General features: G+C 36.8%; 14 protein-coding genes and 4 pseudogenes. 15 read left to right on the forward strand and 3 right to left on the reverse strand.

Annotated elements, in window-relative coordinates; translation table 11 throughout:
- The 6 genes and pseudogenes from GOM47_RS03900 to GOM47_RS03925 all read left to right on the forward strand — a co-directional run bounded on the left by GOM47_RS03900 (window position 1) and on the right by GOM47_RS03925 (window position 6,690).
- The gene (locus tag GOM47_RS03900; RefSeq protein ID WP_000804748.1) at window positions 1-2,178 is read left to right on the forward strand and encodes a CD3337/EF1877 family mobilome membrane protein; all 2,178 of its coding nucleotides are present in this window, start codon (window positions 1-3) and stop codon (window positions 2,176-2,178) included.
- A complete protein-coding gene (locus tag GOM47_RS03905) occupies window positions 2,175-3,176 on the forward strand; it encodes a lysozyme family protein (RefSeq protein WP_000769868.1) in 1,002 nt (333 codons plus the stop codon). Before GOM47_RS03900 ends, GOM47_RS03905 begins: the two co-directional genes overlap by 4 nt.
- Window positions 3,173-4,108, forward strand: a complete 936-nt coding sequence (locus tag GOM47_RS03910) for a conjugal transfer protein (protein WP_001224320.1) — start codon at window positions 3,173-3,175, stop codon at window positions 4,106-4,108. Before GOM47_RS03905 ends, GOM47_RS03910 begins: the two co-directional genes overlap by 4 nt.
- A 313-nt stretch (window positions 4,109-4,421) precedes the next feature.
- Window positions 4,422-4,469 (forward strand): annotated as a pseudogene (locus GOM47_RS09700) (hypothetical protein); the annotation flags it as partial.
- A gap of 15 nt (window positions 4,470-4,484) precedes the next feature.
- Window positions 4,485-6,404, forward strand: a complete 1,920-nt coding sequence (gene tet(M) / locus GOM47_RS03920) for a tetracycline resistance ribosomal protection protein Tet(M) (RefSeq protein WP_130884523.1) — start codon at window positions 4,485-4,487, stop codon at window positions 6,402-6,404.
- A gap of 118 nt (window positions 6,405-6,522) precedes the next feature.
- The gene (locus GOM47_RS03925) at window positions 6,523-6,690 is read left to right on the forward strand and encodes a cysteine-rich KTR domain-containing protein (protein ID WP_000336323.1); all 168 of its coding nucleotides are present in this window, start codon (window positions 6,523-6,525) and stop codon (window positions 6,688-6,690) included.
- A gap of 59 nt (window positions 6,691-6,749) precedes the next feature.
- Here GOM47_RS03925 and GOM47_RS03930 read toward each other — a convergent pair.
- A pseudogene (locus GOM47_RS03930) lies at window positions 6,750-6,887 on the reverse strand (XRE family transcriptional regulator); the annotation flags it as partial.
- Between the two features lie 283 nt (window positions 6,888-7,170).
- On the opposite strand from GOM47_RS03930, the pseudogene GOM47_RS09675 reads away from it, so the two are divergent.
- The 5 genes and pseudogenes from GOM47_RS09675 to GOM47_RS03950 form a co-directional block, all read left to right on the forward strand.
- A pseudogene (locus GOM47_RS09675) lies at window positions 7,171-7,255 on the forward strand (MLS leader peptide); the annotation flags it as partial.
- Between the two features lie 48 nt (window positions 7,256-7,303).
- The gene (locus GOM47_RS03935; protein ID WP_001814874.1) at window positions 7,304-7,387 is read left to right on the forward strand and encodes a 23S rRNA methyltransferase attenuation leader peptide; all 84 of its coding nucleotides are present in this window, start codon (window positions 7,304-7,306) and stop codon (window positions 7,385-7,387) included.
- Window positions 7,388-7,511: 124 nt separating this feature from the next.
- Window positions 7,512-8,249 (forward strand): 23S rRNA (adenine(2058)-N(6))-methyltransferase Erm(B), encoded by a 738-nt coding sequence (gene erm(B), locus GOM47_RS03940; RefSeq protein ID WP_001038790.1) that lies wholly within the window; start codon window positions 7,512-7,514, stop codon window positions 8,247-8,249.
- Window positions 8,250-8,603: 354 nt separating this feature from the next.
- Window positions 8,604-9,158, forward strand: a complete 555-nt coding sequence (locus tag GOM47_RS03945) for a recombinase family protein (RefSeq protein ID WP_000576156.1) — start codon at window positions 8,604-8,606, stop codon at window positions 9,156-9,158.
- 3 nt (window positions 9,159-9,161) lie between these two features.
- Window positions 9,162-12,080, forward strand: a complete 2,919-nt coding sequence (locus GOM47_RS03950; RefSeq protein ID WP_001240982.1) for a Tn3 family transposase — start codon at window positions 9,162-9,164, stop codon at window positions 12,078-12,080.
- A 73-nt stretch (window positions 12,081-12,153) separates the two neighbouring features.
- On the opposite strand, the pseudogene GOM47_RS03955 reads toward GOM47_RS03950, so the two are convergent.
- Window positions 12,154-12,375: pseudogene (locus tag GOM47_RS03955) on the reverse strand (helix-turn-helix domain-containing protein); the annotation flags it as partial.
- A 504-nt stretch (window positions 12,376-12,879) separates the two neighbouring features.
- Between GOM47_RS03955 and GOM47_RS03960 the strand changes: the two are divergent.
- Window positions 12,880-13,302: a sigma-70 family RNA polymerase sigma factor gene (locus GOM47_RS03960; protein ID WP_000804885.1), complete on the forward strand. Its 423-nt coding sequence runs from the start codon at window positions 12,880-12,882 to the stop codon at window positions 13,300-13,302.
- Window positions 13,299-13,529 carry a helix-turn-helix domain-containing protein gene (locus GOM47_RS03965; RefSeq protein WP_000857133.1) on the forward strand — a complete coding sequence of 77 codons (231 nt, stop codon included), beginning with the start codon at window positions 13,299-13,301 and terminating at the stop codon, window positions 13,527-13,529. The genes GOM47_RS03960 and GOM47_RS03965 overlap by 4 nt, the downstream gene beginning before the upstream one ends.
- A 225-nt stretch (window positions 13,530-13,754) precedes the next feature.
- Here the strand turns inward: GOM47_RS03965 and GOM47_RS03970 are convergent, their stop codons facing one another.
- Window positions 13,755-14,006 carry a hypothetical protein gene (locus GOM47_RS03970; RefSeq protein WP_001845478.1) on the reverse strand — a complete coding sequence of 84 codons (252 nt, stop codon included), beginning with the start codon at window positions 14,004-14,006 and terminating at the stop codon, window positions 13,755-13,757.
- Here GOM47_RS03970 and GOM47_RS03975 point away from each other — a divergent pair.
- On the forward strand, window positions 13,990-14,193 hold the full coding sequence (locus GOM47_RS03975; protein ID WP_000814511.1) for an excisionase: 204 nt from the start codon (window positions 13,990-13,992) through the stop codon (window positions 14,191-14,193). The two genes, GOM47_RS03970 and GOM47_RS03975, sit on opposite strands and share 17 nt — an antisense overlap.
- 81 nt (window positions 14,194-14,274) lie before the next feature.
- Window positions 14,275-15,492 carry a tyrosine-type recombinase/integrase gene (locus tag GOM47_RS03980; RefSeq protein ID WP_001291561.1) on the forward strand — a complete coding sequence of 406 codons (1,218 nt, stop codon included), beginning with the start codon at window positions 14,275-14,277 and terminating at the stop codon, window positions 15,490-15,492.
- Window positions 15,493-15,611: the final 119 nt, after the last annotated feature.

The following is a 15,611-nucleotide window of genomic DNA, read 5'->3' on the forward strand; positions in this document are numbered from 1 at the left end:
GTGAAACCATCAATAGTAAACAGAATAAAATCAAACTGGACGCTGAAACGTCTAGGTAAAGTGGCAATGACAGTGGCTTTCACACTTGTGATTGCCATTTTTCTTTTAGCCATGCTGGGAACGGTGGTTCAAGCTGCGGGCTTGGTAGATGATACGGTCAATGTGGCAAATGAATACAGCCGATACCCACTTGAAAACTATCAACTGGATTTTTATGTGGATAATAGCTGGGGCTGGCTTCCGTGGAACTGGTCGGACGGGATTGGAAAACAGGTCATGTATGGACTATATGCCATTACCAATTTTATTTGGACAATCAGTTTGTATGTTTCCAATGCGACAGGTTACTTAGTACAGGAAGCCTATTCCTTAGACTTCATTTCCGCTACAGCAGATTCCATTGGTAAGAATATGCAGACCTTAGCTGGTGTGAGTGCAAACGGATTTTCAACAGAGGGTTTCTATGTTGGATTCCTCTTACTCTTGATTTTGGTTCTTGGGGTTTATGTTGCCTATACGGGACTGATAAAGAGAGAAACCACAAAGGCAATTCATGCCATTATGAATTTTGTGCTGGTGTTTATCCTATCGGCTTCCTTTATTGCCTACGCTCCCGACTACATTAAAAAAATCAATGACTTTTCATCAGACATCAGTAATGCCAGTTTATCACTTGGCACGAAGATTGTCATGCCCCATTCCGATAGTCAAGGCAAGGACAGCGTGGACTTAATCAGAGATAGCCTGTTTTCCATACAGGTTCAGCAACCGTGGCTACTGCTTCAATACAACAGTTCAGACATTGAAAGTATCGGTATTGACCGTGTGGAAAGCCTGCTCTCCACCAGCCCAGATTCCAACAATGGCGAAGACAGAGAAAAAATTGTTGCGGAAGAAATTGAAGACAGAAGCAATACCAATCTAACCATTACAAAGACCATTAACCGTTTAGGTACAGTCTTCTTCCTATTTGTCTTCAATATTGGGATTTCCATATTTGTATTCCTATTAACAGGAATCATGATTTTCTCGCAGGTACTTTTTATCATCTATGCTATGTTTCTGCCTGTGAGCTTTATTTTAAGCATGATTCCATCATTTGATGGTATGTCAAAACGAGCCATAACAAAGCTCTTTAATACCATTTTGACACGAGCTGGAATCACATTGATTATTACGACAGCATTTAGTATTTCAACCATGCTCTATACCTTATCGGCTGGTTATCCGTTCTTTTTGATTGCTTTTCTACAGATTGTGACCTTTGCAGGAATCTACTTCAAGCTGGGCGATTTAATGAGTATGTTTTCTCTACAGAGTAACGATTCTCAAAGTGTGGGAAGTCGTGTGATGAGAAAACCTCGTATGCTTATGCACGCTCACATGCACCGTCTACAGCGGAAACTTGGACGTTCCATGACTACTCTAGGGGCTGGGTCTGCCATTGTTACAGGTAAAAAAGGACAGTCGGGTTCGGGGAGTTCTGCAAGGACACAAGCAGATCACTCCCGACCAGACGGAAAGGAAAAATCAACACTTGGAAAACGTATCGGTCAAACCATCGGTACAGTAGCTGATACCAAAGACAGAATGGTAGACACTGCTAGTGGTTTGAAAGAACAGGTTAAAGATTTGCCGACCAATGCAAGATATGCAGTATATCAAGGAAAATCCAAAGTAAAAGAGAATGTCCGTGATTTAACCAGTAGTATTTCTCAAACCAAAGCGGACAGAGCCAGTGGACGCAAGGAACAGCAGGAACAAAGGCGAAAAACCATTGCGAAGCGTCGCTCTGAAATGGAACAGGTCAAACAGAAAAAACAGCCTGCTTCTTCTGTTCATGAAAGACCGACTACAAGACAAGAACAATATCATGATGAACAGACCTCAAAACAGTCTAATATTCAGACTTCATATAAGGAATCTCAACAAGCCAAACAAGAGCGTCCAGCAGTTAAGTCCGATTTTTCAAGTCCAAAAGTGGAACGCCAAGGCAATACCGTTCAAGAAAAAACCGTTCAAAAGCCAGCAACTTCAACCACTACAGCAGATAGAACTTCACAACGTCCAATCACAAAAGAACGTCCGTCTACTGTTCAAAGAGTACCACTACAAAATACAAGAAGTAGACCACCAATCAAAACCGCCACCATTAAGAAAGTCGGTAAGAAACCATGAAGTTGAAAACTTTAGTGATTGGTGGTTCTGGATTATTCTTGATGGTCTTCTCACTGCTTCTGTTTGTTGCCATTTTATTTTCAGATGAACAGGACAGCGGAATTTCCAATATTCATTATGGAGGTGTGAATGTTTCCGCAGAAGTGCTGGCTCATAAGCCTATGGTAGAAAAATATGCCAAAGAATATGGCGTTGAAGAATATGTCAACATACTTCTTGCGATTATACAGGTGGAATCGGGCGGTACTGCGGAAGATGTTATGCAGTCCTCGGAATCCCTCGGTCTTCCACCTAATTCATTGAGTACAGAAGAATCCATTAAGCAAGGTGTGAAGTATTTCAGTGAATTATTAGCCAGTAGCGAAAGGCTCAGTGTAGATTTAGAATCGGTTATCCAGTCCTACAATTATGGTGGTGGTTTCTTAGGGTATGTGGCTAATCGTGGAAATAAATATACCTTTGAACTGGCTCAAAGTTTCTCAAAAGAGTATTCAGGTGGCGAAAAAGTGTCTTACCCCAATCCCATAGCCATACCTATCAATGGGGGCTGGCGATACAACTATGGCAATATGTTTTATGTGCAACTGGTAACGCAGTATCTTGTCACAACAGAGTTTGATGATGATACGGTACAAGCCATCATGGACGAAGCACTGAAATATGAGGGCTGGCGATACGTTTACGGTGGAGCTTCCCCGACTACTTCTTTTGATTGTAGCGGACTGACACAATGGACGTATGGAAAAGCTGGAATTAACTTACCACGAACCGCACAACAGCAATATGATGTGACCCAGCATATCCCACTATCGGAAGCACAAGCTGGCGATTTGGTTTTCTTTCATTCTACCTATAACGCTGGCTCTTATATTACTCATGTTGGGATATACCTTGGCAATAACCGTATGTTTCATGCAGGCGACCCAATCGGTTATGCCGACTTAACAAGCCCCTACTGGCAACAGCATTTAGTGGGAGCAGGACGAATCAAACAATGAGAAAGGAAGATTTAATGATGAAATTTAGAAAAAATCAGAATAAAGAAAAACAGATACCAAAGGAAAAGAAACCTCGTGTCTACTATAAGGTCAATCCTCATAAAAAGGTTGTGATTGCCTTGTGGGTACTTTTAGGGCTTAGTTTCAGCTTTGCGATATTCAAGCACTTTACAGCTATAGATACTCATACTATTCACGAAACAACTATCATAGAAAAGGAATACGTTGATACTCATCATGTAGAAAATTTTGTAGAGAACTTTGCGAAAGTCTACTATTCATGGGAGCAATCCGATAAGTCCATTGATAATCGAATGGAAAGTCTAAAAGGCTATCTGACAGATGAACTTCAAGCTCTCAATGTTGATACAGTACGCAAAGATATTCCTGTATCGTCTTCTGTAAGAGGATTTCAGATATGGACGGTAGAGCCAACTGGCGACAATGAGTTTAATGTAACCTACAGTGTAGACCAGCTCATTACAGAGGGAGAAAATACAAAGACCGTCCACTCTGCTTATATAGTGAGTGTCTATGTAGATGGTTCTGGAAATATGGTACTGGTTAAGAATCCGACCATTACCAACATACCTAAGAAATCAAGTTATAAACCAAAAGCCATTGAAAGTGAGGGGACGGTTGATTCCATTACAACCAATGAAATCAATGAGTTTTTAACGACGTTCTTCAAGCTCTATCCTACAGCGACAGCCAGTGAACTTTCCTACTATGTGAATGACGGGATATTAAAACCAATCGGAAAAGAGTACATCTTTCAAGAACTGGTAAATCCTATTCACAATCGTAAGGATAATCAAGTCACGGTATCGCTGACAGTGGAGTATATCGACCAGCAGACCAAAGCAACGCAGGTATCTCAATTTGATTTGGTACTTGAAAAGAACGGGAGTAATTGGAAGATTATAGAATAACAAATATTGGTACATTATTACAGCTATTTTGTAATCACGTACTCTCTTTGATAAAAAATTGGAGATTCCTTTACAAATATGCTCTTACGTGCTATTATTTAAGTATCTATTTAAAAGGAGTTAATAAATATGCGGCAAGGTATTCTTAAATAAACTGTCAATTTGATAGTGGGAACAAATAATTGGATGTCCTTTTTTAGGAGGGCTTAGTTTTTTGTACCCAGTTTAAGAATACCTTTATCATGTGATTCTAAAGTATCCGGAGAATATCTGTATGCTTTGTATGCCTATGGTTATGCATAAAAATCCCAGTGATAAAAGTATTTATCACTGGGATTTTTATGCCCTTTTGGGTTTTTGAATGGAGGAAAATCACATGAAAATTATTAATATTGGAGTTTTAGCTCATGTTGATGCAGGAAAAACTACCTTAACAGAAAGCTTATTATATAACAGTGGAGCGATTACAGAATTAGGAAGCGTGGACAAAGGTACAACGAGGACGGATAATACGCTTTTAGAACGTCAGAGAGGAATTACAATTCAGACAGGAATAACCTCTTTTCAGTGGGAAAATACGAAGGTGAACATCATAGACACGCCAGGACATATGGATTTCTTAGCAGAAGTATATCGTTCATTATCAGTTTTAGATGGGGCAATTCTACTGATTTCTGCAAAAGATGGCGTACAAGCACAAACTCGTATATTATTTCATGCACTTAGGAAAATGGGGATTCCCACAATCTTTTTTATCAATAAGATTGACCAAAATGGAATTGATTTATCAACGGTTTATCAGGATATTAAAGAGAAACTTTCTGCCGAAATTGTAATCAAACAGAAGGTAGAACTGTATCCTAATATGTGTGTGACGAACTTTACCGAATCTGAACAATGGGATACGGTAATAGAGGGAAACGATGACCTTTTAGAGAAATATATGTCCGGTAAATCATTAGAAGCATTGGAACTCGAACAAGAGGAAAGCATAAGATTTCAGAATTGTTCTCTGTTCCCTCTTTATCATGGAAGTGCAAAAAACAATATAGGGATTGATAACCTTATAGAAGTGATTACGAATAAATTTTATTCATCAACACATCGAGGTCAGTCTGAACTTTGCGGAAAAGTTTTCAAAATTGAGTATTCGGAAAAAAGACAGCGTCTTGCATATATACGTCTTTATAGTGGCGTACTGCATTTGCGAGATTCGGTTAGAATATCGGAAAAGGAAAAAATAAAAATTACAGAAATGTATACTTCAATAAATGGTGAATTATGTAAAATCGATAAGGCTTATTCCGGGGAAATTGTTATTTTGCAGAATGAGTTTTTGAAGTTAAATAGTGTTCTTGGAGATACAAAGCTATTGCCACAGAGAGAGAGAATTGAAAATCCCCTCCCTCTGCTGCAAACGACTGTTGAACCGAGCAAACCTCAACAAAGGGAAATGTTACTTGATGCACTTTTAGAAATCTCCGACAGTGACCCGCTTCTGCGATATTATGTGGATTCTGCGACACATGAAATCATACTTTCTTTCTTAGGGAAAGTACAAATGGAAGTGACTTGTGCTCTGCTGCAAGAAAAGTATCATGTGGAGATAGAAATAAAAGAGCCTACAGTCATTTATATGGAAAGACCGTTAAAAAAAGCAGAGTATACCATTCACATCGAAGTTCCACCGAATCCTTTCTGGGCTTCCATTGGTCTATCTGTAGCACCGCTTCCATTAGGGAGCGGAGTACAGTATGAGAGCTCGGTTTCTCTTGGATACTTAAATCAATCGTTTCAAAATGCAGTTATGGAGGGGATACGCTATGGCTGTGAACAAGGATTGTATGGTTGGAATGTGACGGACTGTAAAATCTGTTTTAAGTATGGCTTATACTATAGCCCTGTTAGTACCCCAGCAGATTTTCGGATGCTTGCTCCTATTGTATTGGAACAAGTCTTAAAAAAAGCTGGAACAGAATTGTTAGAGCCATATCTTAGTTTTAAAATTTATGCGCCACAGGAATATCTTTCACGAGCATACAACGATGCTCCTAAATATTGTGCGAACATCGTAGACACTCAATTGAAAAATAATGAGGTCATTCTTAGTGGAGAAATCCCTGCTCGGTGTATTCAAGAATATCGTAGTGATTTAACTTTCTTTACAAATGGACGTAGTGTTTGTTTAACAGAGTTAAAAGGGTACCATGTTACTACCGGTGAACCTGTTTGCCAGCCCCGTCGTCCAAATAGTCGGATAGATAAAGTACGATATATGTTCAATAAAATAACTTAGTGTATTTTATGTTGTTATATAAATATGGTTTCTTGTTAAATAAGATGAAATATTTTTTAATAAAGATTTGAATTAAAGTGTAAAGGAGGAGATAGTTATTATAAACTACAAGTGGATATTGTGTCCTGTATGTGGAAATAAAACACGATTAAAGATAAGGGAAGATACTGAATTAAAAAAATTCCCCCTCTATTGTCCGAAATGCAGACAAGAAAATTTAATTGAAATAAAGCAGTTCAAAGTAACTGTGATTACAGAGCCAGACGCAAAGACGCAGAGCCGATAAAATGAGATTAATACAATCTCATTTTATCGGCTCTTTCCGTTATGTATGGATTCTTTTAATTAGTCTTCGATGTTTCTTGCTTCGTTGATACCGCTGGCTAAAGATTCCATTAAGGATAGTTCTTTGTCTGTAAAGCTATCCATGTATTTCTCTATCTGTAATCGTCGGGTGCTTTTTACCAAGTTATTAGCAGGTAGGGGTCCCGAGCGCCTACGAGGAATTTGTATCGATAAGAAATAGATTTAAAAATTTCGCTGTTATTTTGTACATTTAACTTGACGGTGACATCTCTCTATTGTGAGTTATTAGTGGTACAGTTTTCAACCGTTTTAATTATAAAAAAGTGGTGCATTTTTAAATTGGCACAAACAGGTAACGGTTATTGCAGGTGTATTTCTTATCTATGGGTTTAACATGGATTTTATCATTAAAATCATGAGTATTGTCCGAGAGTGATTGGTCTTGCGTATGGTTAACCCTAAAGTTATGGAAATAAGACTTAGAAGCAAACTTAAGAGTGTGTTGATAGTGCATTATCTTAAAATTTTGGTATAATAGGAATTGAAGTTAAATTAGATGCTAAAAATTTGTAATTAAGAAGGAGGGATTCGTCATGTTGGTATTCCAAATGCGTAATGTAGATAAAACATCTACTGTTTTGAAACAGACTAAAAACAGTGATTACGCAGATAAATAAATACGTTAGATTAATTCCTACCAGTGACTAATCTTATGACTTTTTAAACAGATAACTAAAATTACAAACAAATCGTTTAACTTCTGTATTTATTTATAGATGTAATCACTTCAGGAGTGATTACATGAACAAAAATATAAAATATTCTCAAAACTTTTTAACGAGTGAAAAAGTACTCAACCAAATAATAAAACAATTGAATTTAAAAGAAACCGATACCGTTTACGAAATTGGAACAGGTAAAGGGCATTTAACGACGAAACTGGCTAAAATAAGTAAACAGGTAACGTCTATTGAATTAGACAGTCATCTATTCAACTTATCGTCAGAAAAATTAAAACTGAACATTCGTGTCACTTTAATTCACCAAGATATTCTACAGTTTCAATTCCCTAACAAACAGAGGTATAAAATTGTTGGGAATATTCCTTACCATTTAAGCACACAAATTATTAAAAAAGTGGTTTTTGAAAGCCATGCGTCTGACATCTATCTGATTGTTGAAGAAGGATTCTACAAGCGTACCTTGGATATTCACCGAACACTAGGGTTGCTCTTGCACACTCAAGTCTCGATTCAGCAATTGCTTAAGCTGCCAGCGGAATGCTTTCATCCTAAACCAAAAGTAAACAGTGTCTTAATAAAACTTACCCGCCATACCACAGATGTTCCAGATAAATATTGGAAGCTATATACGTACTTTGTTTCAAAATGGGTCAATCGAGAATATCGTCAACTGTTTACTAAAAATCAGTTTCATCAAGCAATGAAACACGCCAAAGTAAACAATTTAAGTACCGTTACTTATGAGCAAGTATTGTCTATTTTTAATAGTTATCTATTATTTAACGGGAGGAAATAATTCTATGAGTCGCTTTTGTAAATTTGGAAAGTTACACGTTACTAAAGGGAATGTAGATAAATTATTAGGTATACTACTGACAGCTTCCAAGGAGCTAAAGAGGTCCCTAGCGCCTACGGGGAATTTGTATCGATAAGGAATAGATTTAAAAATTTCGCTGTTATTTTGTACAATAAGGATAAATTTGAATGGTACCATAAACGACCGTTTATGGTACCTTTTCATTTTCCTGCTTTTTCTAAATGTTTTTTAAGTAAATCAAGTACCAAAATCCGTTCCTTTTTCATAGTTCCTATATAGTTATACTTAATGAGTTATGGTACATTTAAATTATAAAATTAAGGAGGTTTTTTTATGATTTTTGGCTATGCTCGAGTGAGTACGGATGATCAAAATCTTAGTTTACAAATTGATGCACTTACTCATTATGGAATTGATAAATTATTTCAAGAAAAAGTAACTGGTGCGAAAAAAGACCGACCGCAATTAGAAGAAATGATCAACCTACTACGTGAAGGAGATTCTGTTGTCATTTACAAGTTAGATCGAATTTCACGATCAACTAAACATTTGATTGAACTTTCTGAATTATTTGAAGAACTTAGTGTCAATTTTATATCTATTCAAGATAACGTAGATACTTCAACGTCTATGGGAAGATTCTTTTTCCGAGTTATGGCTAGTTTAGCAGAACTGGAACGGGATATTATTATTGAACGAACTAACTCTGGTCTTAAGGCAGCCAGAGTCCGAGGAAAAAAAGGGGGCCGTCCAAGTAAAGGTAAGCTATCAATTGATTTAGCTTTAAAAATGTATGACAGCAAAGAGTATTCTATTCGTCAAATTCTTGATGCCTCTAAATTAAGCAAAACAACCTTTTACCGTTACCTCAATAAAAGGAATGCTTAAGATATGGCTATGAAAAGAATTTTAACTACTTCACAGCGTGAACAACTTCTTTCTGTAGACCACTTATCAGAAGAGGATTTTAAAGCGTATTTTAGTTTTTCTGATTATGATCTGGAGGTTATTAATCAACACCGTGGAAAGGTCAATAAACTAGGATTTGCGATACAACTTTGTTTGGCCCGGTATCCTGGGTGTTCTTTAAGTAATTGGCCGATTAAATCAACCAGACTAACTTCTTATGTGAGTCGACAGCTCCATCTTGATGCAATTGATTTAAATTCATATGATCATAGAAATACACGTGCAAATCACTTCAACGAGATCTTAGAAGTATTCAACTATCATCGATTCGGTAGTGCTAATACACAAAAACAGTTAATAGAATATTTAATTGAACTAGCTTTAGAAAATGATGACTCTATCTATCTAATGAAAAAAACAATTGATTTCTTAACTCGAAAAAGAATTATTTTTCCATCTATAGCTACACTTGAAGACATTATAAGCCGCTGTCGAGATAAAGCAGAAAACAACTTATTTTCAATATTACTCTGTTCATTAACAGATATACAAATTGAAAAACTAGAGAGTTTGTTTCAAATTTATGAAGAGACGAAAATAACTAAACTCGCTTGGCTAAAAGACATTCCAGGTAAGGCAAATCCAGAAAGCTTTATGAGTATTTGTAAAAAAGTGGAAGTGATTGCTTCCATGGGACTCGGGACAATTAATGTCTCCCATATTAATCGGAACAGGTTTCTTCAGCTAGCTAGACTAGGGGAAAATTATGATGCATATGACTTCTCCCGTTTTGAGCTTGAAAAAAGATACTCTTTACTTATTGCTTTTTTAGTCAATCATCATCAATATCTGATCGATCAACTGATTGAGATTAATGACCGCATTTTAGCAAGTATTAAACGCAAAGGGACACGTGATTCACAAGAACAGTTAAAAGAAAAAGGAAAATTGGCTACTAAAAAATTGGAACATTATGCTTCTTTAATTGATGCTCTTCACTTTGCAAAAGATAATGATAGTAATCCTTTTGACGAAATTGAACGAATCATGCCTTGGGAAGATTTAGTACAAGATGGAGAAGAAGCTAAAAAAATTACAGGTAATAAAAATCATGGCTATTTAGAAATGGTTCGAAATAAAGCTAATTACCTCCGAAGATACACGCCAATGTTATTGAGGACCCTTTCGTTCAAAGCAACTCCGGCAGCAAATCCAGTCCTCATGGCCCTAACTCAACTAACTGATTTACACAATAGTGGTAAAAGAAAAATACCGGCAGATACTTCTACTGATTTTGTGAGTAAAAAATGGAAAAGCCTTGTTCGGCCAGAAGAGGGGAAAATAGATCGGTCTTACTATGAGTTAGTAGCTTTCACCGAGCTAAAGAACAATATTCGATCAGGAGATATTTCAGTTGAAGGAAGTATGATCCATCGAAATATTGATGATTACTTAGTTGATTTATCTGCTTGTATTGATTCAGAAACTATTCCAGACACGTTTGAGGACTATTTAAAGGATCGGGAAATAATTTTAGATTTACAGCTTCAATTTTATTCGACAGTTGATAAGAGAATTTCAAGAGCAAACCTTAAAAAGTTGGAAAAAGTTACACCTAGCGAAGCAGAAATATATAGAAAAAAACTTTATTCAATAATTCCTAAGATAAGGCTTAGTGATCTTTTAATTGAGGTGGACAGTTGGACCAACTTTTCACAAGAATTTAGTCATGATTCTACAGGGAAACCGCCGAGTGAACAAGAAAGAAAAATTATTTTTGCTGCTTTGCTGGGTTTAGGGATGAATATTGGTCTTGAAAAAATGGCCCAATCAACTCCTGGAATTTCTTATTCTCAGTTAGCCAATGCCAAACAATGGCGCTTTTATAAAGAAGCTCTGACTCGTGCTCAATCTGTTTTGGTTAATTATCAGTTAAAGCTTCCTGTTGCAGACTTTTGGGGTGAAGGAAAAACCACTGCTTCAGACGGAATGCGCGTCCCAGTGGGCGTCTCAGCTCTAAAATCCGATGTTAATCCACATTACAAAAGTATGGAAAAAGGAGCTACAATGATTCGATCAATAAATGATAGGCATACGACTCATCATATCGAGGTTGCTTCAACTAATACAAGGGAAGCTACTCATACCCTTGATGGCCTACTTTATCATGAAACAGATCTAGATATTGAGGAACATTTTACTGATACAAATGGGTATTCTGATCAGGTGTTTGGAATGACCGCATTACTAGGCTTTGATTTTGAACCTCGCATCAGAAATATAAAAAAATCACAATTATTTTCTATCAAATCACCTTCCTACTACCCTAACTTATCAGAAGATATAAGCGGAAAAATCAATGTAAAAATTATTGAAGAAAACTATGATGAAATTAAACGAATCGCCTATTCGATTCAAACAGGAAAAGTATCTAGTTCTTTACTATTAGGAAAGCTAGGCTCATACGCACGTAAGAATAGAGTAGCTCTTGCACTGAGAGAACTAGGTCGCATTGAAAAGAGCATTTTTATGATAGATTATATTACAGATAGTGAGCTACGGCGAAGGATCACTCATGGACTAAATAAGACAGAAGCGATTAATGCTTTAGCTAGAGAACTATTTTTTGGGCGACGCGGAAAATTTATGGAGCGCGATATTCGCCGACAACTTCAAAGTGCTAGTGCGCTTAATGTGTTAATAAATGCAATAAGTATATGGAACGCCGTCTACTTACAAGCAGCTTATAATTATCTCGTCAAAATAGATCCCGAAGTAACTAAGTATATGAAGCATGTATCTCCTATTAATTGGGAGCATATCACTTTTCTTGGAGAGTATAAATTTGACTTGTTATCTATTCCTAAACACTTAAGAGAATTGAATATAAAAAATAAATAGGCCTTGAAACATTGGTTTAGTGGGAATTTGTACCCCTTATCGATACAAATTCCCACTAAGCGCTCGGGACCCCAGGTAAGAAAAATTCATCAACGGAAACATGAAGTAACGATACAAGGTCATAAAGAACTTGTATGCTGGGGTGTTGCCCTTTATTTTCAATATTAGTTAAGTACCGTGGGTCAATTTCAATCAATGCTCCCACTTGTTCACGAGTTAAACCTCGTTTCAATCGAGCTTCTTTAATGGCTAAACCAAAGGCTCTAAAATCATATTTATCTTCTTTTTTACGCATAGTAGACCACCTCTATACATTTTATTGTTCCTACTGAATTAAAAACAGGTATAGAAAAACGTGTTATATGGTTTATAGGTTTATATTTAATAAAAAGCACTACTAAACGCCAATAAAAAAAACCGTTATATGGTAGTGCTATTTACGCTGTTAAAATATTGTATATTACTTCCAAATGGCGGTTTGTTGGAGGTCAACGTCGCCATGAAGTACATCATATACAATAAATTTCCTTACATTGGGTTCTTGTCAAAAAAAGTCGTCTATCTGCAATAGATAAGTACGTCCACCAATGTGGTTTTATAAATCATATAGATAGAATAACAGAAGCATGTAAACAGAGAAATAAATCTGTTTATATGCTTTTTTGGCTATTCAGAACTTTTTTACAAAGTTTATTTATCAGTAATGCAACAAATCCCCCTTTCACATTGGGACTAAGAGTGAAAGGAGATAAACGAGCAAGGCTCACTTCCTTTCCTAGACAGAAAGGGGGTGAGAAACATGAAACCATCTTCTTTTCAGACCACAATAGAAAATCAGTTTGACTATATCTGTAAACGTGCTATGGAAGACGAGCGAAAGAATTATATGCTTTATCTTTCAAGGATTGCAAAGCGTGAGGTGTCCTTTTCGGATGTTGGCGATTATCTTGTTAGCCAGTTTGCGACAACAGATAACTATTCAACTGACTTTCAGATTTTTACACTCAATGGGTTATCAGTAGGCGTTGAAAATGATTTGTTGAGTGAAGCATTACGTGAGTTGCCAGACAAGAAACGTGAAATTCTACTGCTGTTTTACTTTATGGACATGAGCGATTCAGAAATTGCAGACCTGTTGAAATTGAACCGTTCTACTGTCTATCGGCATAGAACCAGTGGACTAGCCTTAATTAAAAAGTTTATGGAGGAATTTGAAGAATGAAAACACAATATCCTATGATTCCCTTTCCTCTCATTGTAAAGGCAACAGATGGCGATACCGAAGCGATTAACCAGATTCTACATCATTACAGAGGGTACATAACGAAGCGTTCCCTACGACTTATGAAAGATGAATATGGCAATCAAAGTATGGTCGTTGATGAAGTCTTACGTGGAAGAATGGAAACCAGACTGATTACAAAGATTTTGTCATTTGAAATTAAGTAATATCCTCTCTCCTTTCGTGGAAGCGTGCTAAACCATTCCACGCTTCCCGAACAGGGAGGTTTGTTATTCCACCAAAGCATATTGAGCTTTCAATGTGTTTTGATAGGCTAACGAGCCATTGTTCTTTGAAAACTGAATAAAAGTAATCGAATACGTTTCGATAAGAAAAGAGCCAACGGAACTAACCGCCATGACCTATCTTATAAAGATAGCGAGCGATTCATGTTAGTGATCCGAGAAGCAATCTTTAGCAGGATTGCCTGCAACGACATTCTTATCGTGATAATGATACTCCCATACAGTCAATAGTCCGAGCGTGATAAAACCGTCGCAGGCAATGAGTATGGCTACATGAGAACCATGCAGGGGTGGAACTCCCGTGAGCTTTGCTAAAGCTGTTCGATTGCTGGTAAAACAACTTTTATGAAATCCAAATAAGTGATTTGGAAAGGAGGATTTTATGAAGCAGACTGACATTCCTATTTGGGAACGTTATACCCTAACCATTGAAGAAGCGTCAAAATATTTTCGTATTGGCGAAAACAAGCTACGACGCTTGGCAGAGGAAAATAAAAATGCAAATTGGCTGATTATGAATGGCAATCGTATTCAGATTAAACGAAAACAATTTGAAAAAATTATAGATACATTGGACGCAATCTAGCGTCGCCAAAGGGTCTTGTATATGATAAAATAGTATTAAGTCGTATCAAGGCTCTTTCCATAAAGGAAAGGAGCAAATGCCATGTCAGAAAAAAGACGTGACAATAAAGGTCGAATCTTAAAGACTGGAGAGAGCCAACGAAAAGACGGAAGATACTTATACAAATATATAGATTCATTTGGAGAACCGCAATTTGTTTACTCGTGGAAACTTGTGGCTACAGACCGAGTACCAGCAGGAAAGCGTGATTGTATCTCACTTAGAGAGAAAATCGCAGAGTTACAGAAAGACATTCATGATGGTATTGATGTTGTAGGAAAGAAAATGACACTCTGCCAGCTTTACGCAAAACAGAACGCTCAAAGACCAAAGGTTAGAAAAAACACTGAAACTGGACGCAAATATCTTATGGATATTTTGAAGAAAGACAAGTTAGGTGTAAGAAGTATTGACAGTATTAAGCCATCAGACGCTAAAGAATGGGCTATTAGAATGAGTGAAAATGGTTATGCTTATCAAACCATCAATAACTACAAACGTTCTTTAAAGGCTTCATTCTATATTGCTATACAAGATGATTGTGTTCGGAAGAATCCATTTGACTTTCAACTGAAAGCAGTTCTTGATGATGATACTGTCCCTAAGACCGTACTAACAGAAGAACAGGAAGAAAAACTGTTAGCCTTTGCAAAAGCTGATAAAACCTACAGCAAAAATTATGATGAAATTCTGATACTCTTAAAAACAGGTCTTCGTATTTCAGAGTTTGGTGGTTTGACACTTCCAGATTTAGATTTTGAGAATCGTCTTGTCAATATAGACCATCAGCTATTGAGAGATACTGAAATTGGGTACTACATTGAAACACCAAAGACCAAAAGTGGCGAACGTCAAGTTCCTATGGTTGAAGAAGCCTATCAAGCATTTAAGCGAGTGTTAGCGAATCGAAAGAATGATAAGCGTGTTGAGATTGATGGATATAGTGATTTCCTCTTTCTTAATAGAAAGAACTATCCAAAAGTGGCAAGTGATTACAACGGCATGATGAAAGGTCTTGTTAAGAAATACAATAAGTATAACGAGGATAAATTGCCACACATCACTCCACATAGTTTGCGACATACATTCTGTACCAACTATGCAAATGCAGGAATGAATCCAAAGGCATTACAGTACATTATGGGACATGCTAATATAGCCATGACGCTGAACTATTACGCACATGCAACATTCGATTCTGCAATGGCAGAAATGAAACGCTTGAATAAAGAGAAGCAACAGGAGCGTCTTGTTGCTTAGTAGTACAAATGAATTTACTACTTATTTACCACTTCTGACAGCTAAGACATGAGGAAATATGCAAAGAAACGTGAAGTATCTTCCTACAGTAAAAATACTCGAAAGCACATAGAATAAGG

This window comes from Streptococcus oralis (genome assembly GCF_021497945.1).
GTDB lineage: Bacteria > Bacillota > Bacilli > Lactobacillales > Streptococcaceae > Streptococcus > Streptococcus oralis_BR.

Bases quoted from the DNA above. Each gene is read 5' to 3' on its own strand.
- GOM47_RS03905 (WP_000769868.1), top strand. From the start codon at position 2,175: ATGAAGTTGAAAACTTTAGTGATTGGTGGTTCTGGATTATTCTTGATG.
- GOM47_RS03910 (WP_001224320.1), top strand. From the start codon at position 3,173: ATGAGAAAGGAAGATTTAATGATGAAATTTAGAAAAAATCAGAATAAA.
- GOM47_RS03935 (WP_001814874.1), top strand. From the start codon at position 7,304: ATGTTGGTATTCCAAATGCGTAATGTAGATAAAACATCTACTGTTTTG.
- GOM47_RS03945 (WP_000576156.1), top strand. From the start codon at position 8,604: ATGATTTTTGGCTATGCTCGAGTGAGTACGGATGATCAAAATCTTAGT.
- GOM47_RS03950 (WP_001240982.1), top strand. From the start codon at position 9,162: ATGGCTATGAAAAGAATTTTAACTACTTCACAGCGTGAACAACTTCTT.
- GOM47_RS03960 (WP_000804885.1), top strand. From the start codon at position 12,880: ATGAAACCATCTTCTTTTCAGACCACAATAGAAAATCAGTTTGACTAT.
- GOM47_RS03965 (WP_000857133.1), top strand. From the start codon at position 13,299: ATGAAAACACAATATCCTATGATTCCCTTTCCTCTCATTGTAAAGGCA.
- GOM47_RS03975 (WP_000814511.1), top strand. From the start codon at position 13,990: ATGAAGCAGACTGACATTCCTATTTGGGAACGTTATACCCTAACCATT.
- GOM47_RS03970 (WP_001845478.1), bottom strand. From the start codon at position 14,006: ATGTCAGTCTGCTTCATAAAATCCTCCTTTCCAAATCACTTATTTGGA.
- GOM47_RS03980 (WP_001291561.1), top strand. From the start codon at position 14,275: ATGTCAGAAAAAAGACGTGACAATAAAGGTCGAATCTTAAAGACTGGA.